Here is a 2,558-nt window from a genome sequence, read left to right as displayed (position 1 = left end):
GTGCTGGTCGACGCAGCCGAAGGGCCGATGCCGCAAACCAAGTTCGTCGTCGGCAAGGCGCTCAAGGTCGGCCTGAAGCCGATCGTCGTCATCAACAAGATCGACCGTCCGGACGCCCGTCACGTCGAGGTGGTCAACGAGGTGTTCGACCTTTTCGCGGCGCTCGACGCCACCGACGAGCAGCTCGACTTCCCGATTCTGTACGGTTCAGGCCGCGATGGCTGGGTTTCGGAAAATCCGGAAGGACCCAAGGACCAGCAGCTGGGACCGCTGTTCGACCTCGTCATCAAGCATGTGCCGGAGCCGACCGTTCATCCCGGCCCGTTCCGCATGATCGGCACCATCCTGGAAGCCAATCCGTTCCTCGGCCGCATCATCACCGGCCGTATCGAGAGCGGCACGCTGAAGGCCAACCAGCCGGTCAAGGTGCTGCACCATGACGGCACCCAGATCGAAACCGGCCGTATTTCGAAGATCCTGGCCTTCCGCGGCCTTGAGCGCCAGCCGATCGAAGAAGCGCAGGCGGGCGACATCGTCGCCATTGCCGGCCTGTCGAAGGGCACCGTCGCCGACACGTTCTGCGACCCGAGCGTAAGCGAACCGCTGCATGCGCAGCCGATCGATCCGCCCACCGTGACGATGTCGTTCCTGGTCAATGACAGTCCGCTGGCCGGCACCGAAGGCGACAAGGTGACCAGCCGCGTCATCCGCGACCGCCTGCTGCGCGAAGCCGAAGGCAATGTCGCGCTGAAGATCGAGGAATCGCCCGACAAGGATTCGTTCTTCGTCTCCGGCCGCGGCGAATTGCAGCTGGCCGTGCTGATCGAGACGATGCGCCGCGAAGGCTTTGAAATCGCCGTGTCGCGTCCGCGCGTCGTCATGCAGAAGGGCGAGAACGGCGAATTGCTGGAGCCGGTCGAAGAAGTCGTCATCGACGTCGATGAGGAGCATGCCGGCGTCGTCGTGCAGAAGATGTCCGAGCGCAAGGCCGAGATGGTCGAACTGCGCCCGTCCGGCGGCAATCGCCAGCGCATCGTCTTCCACGCGCCGACCCGTGGCCTGATCGGCTACCAGTCGGAGCTTTTGACCGACACGCGCGGCACCGCCGTGATGAACCGGCTCTTCCACGCCTATGAGCCCTACAAGGGTGAGCTGCCGGGCCGCACCAATGGCGTGCTGATTTCCAACGAACAGGGCGAATCGGTCGCCTACGCCATGTGGAACCTGGAAGATCGCGGCCCGATGGTCATCGATCCGGGCGTCAAGGTGTATCAGGGCATGATCATCGGCATCCATAGCCGCGACAATGATCTTGAAGTGAACGTGCTCAAGGGCAAGAAGCTGACCAACATCCGTGCCGCCGGCAAGGACGAGGCGGTCAAGCTGACGCCGCCGATCCGCATGACGCTGGAACGCGCGCTGGCCTGGATTCAGGACGATGAACTGGTCGAAGTGACGCCCAAGACCATTCGGCTGCGCAAGCTCTATCTCGATCCGAACGAGCGCAAGCGGTTCGAGAAGTCGTCCAAGGTGGTCGGCGCGGCGTAAGCTCTCTATTTTCCGACAGTCGATAGGGGCGGAGCAACCAGTGTTCCGCCCCTTTTTCGTTCATCCACCGGCAGCCGAGATGATGGCCTGCCGATCGGCCTCGCCGGCCAGATCGATGCGGATCGCGATTCCCGCGCGGGTAGGCTTGCGCAGGGCCTTTGCGCCATCCGGGTCAACGATGAGCAGCCGCCTCTCCTCCAGCGCCTGAAGCCGTGATCGCGAGATGCCGAGTTCGCCAGCGAGCAGCCGGTCGAGTCGCAGCGATGTCGGCATTTCCAGTCCAAGCTGGATCTCCAACACGGTCGCGGCTTCCCCGGTGTCGCCGAGCCTGCGCTTGTGAATGCTGACATCGGAGAACTCCTCGACGCGCCCGATCCGGTTGCGCAACGCGATTACATCGAAGGCATGACGGTGAGCGAGTGCAGGATCGTTGCGTTCGAGCGCCGCCAGCAGCGTCGGGTCGATGTCGCGGCGGTTGCAGCGCTCGAAAATGCCGAAATTCCAGGAGTTGTCGCAGTCGATGCAGCGATAGATCAGCCACACGTCGATGCGTTTGCCGTTGGCGTTGACGCGGAATTTCCCGCTGCTGCAATAGGCCTTCACAGTGCCGCAACGACTGCAGCTGATGAGCGGCCGAGGTGCGGTCTTGGGCGCGATTGCCCAGTGGATACGCTGGAGTCCAGACATGCCGATAAGCCCTTCCCGTCGGGAAGTTCATCAGGCCGGCGATGTCGAGATGCCCATGCGGGCGCGGCGTGGCGGTCGCTTGCTATGATCGGAAATCGGATGTCACGGGCGGCAGCGCGCAACAACGGTTCAGCAGTGCCAAACCGGTCTCGAACCGCCGCCCAGAAGAACACATGAAATGAAAACAGACACCGCGAATGCGGAGTCATGCAGTGTGTCGGGGGAGTTGACGAGACCGGCGGCTACGTAGGCAAAGTGACGCTCAAAATTGTTTCGCGGCGGCCTTTCTAGCCGCGAGATGCTGGACCGACAAGGGTCTTTTG

General features: G+C 62.8%; 2 protein-coding genes. One reads left to right on the top strand and one right to left on the bottom strand.

What is annotated here, in order from left to right; translation table 11 throughout:
* On the top strand, window positions 1-1,548 hold a 1,548-nt coding region (locus EN906_RS30515), incomplete at its 5' end, for an EF-Tu/IF-2/RF-3 family GTPase (protein ID WP_127375623.1).
* A gap of 60 nt (window positions 1,549-1,608) precedes the next feature.
* On the opposite strand, the gene EN906_RS30510 is transcribed toward EN906_RS30515, so the two are convergent.
* Complete coding sequence (locus tag EN906_RS30510) at window positions 1,609-2,235, bottom strand: DUF1062 domain-containing protein (RefSeq protein ID WP_127267941.1); 627 nt, start codon at window positions 2,233-2,235, stop codon at window positions 1,609-1,611.
* Window positions 2,236-2,558 lie beyond the last annotated feature (323 nt).

It is taken from the genome of Mesorhizobium sp. M7A.F.Ca.CA.004.06.1.1, from assembly GCF_003999135.1.
GTDB lineage: Bacteria > Pseudomonadota > Alphaproteobacteria > Rhizobiales > Rhizobiaceae > Mesorhizobium.
This window is presented reverse-complemented; position numbering and strand designations above follow the sequence as displayed.

Bases quoted from the DNA above. Each gene is read 5' to 3' on its own strand.
- EN906_RS30510 (WP_127267941.1), bottom strand. From the start codon at position 2,235: ATGTCTGGACTCCAGCGTATCCACTGGGCAATCGCGCCCAAGACCGCA.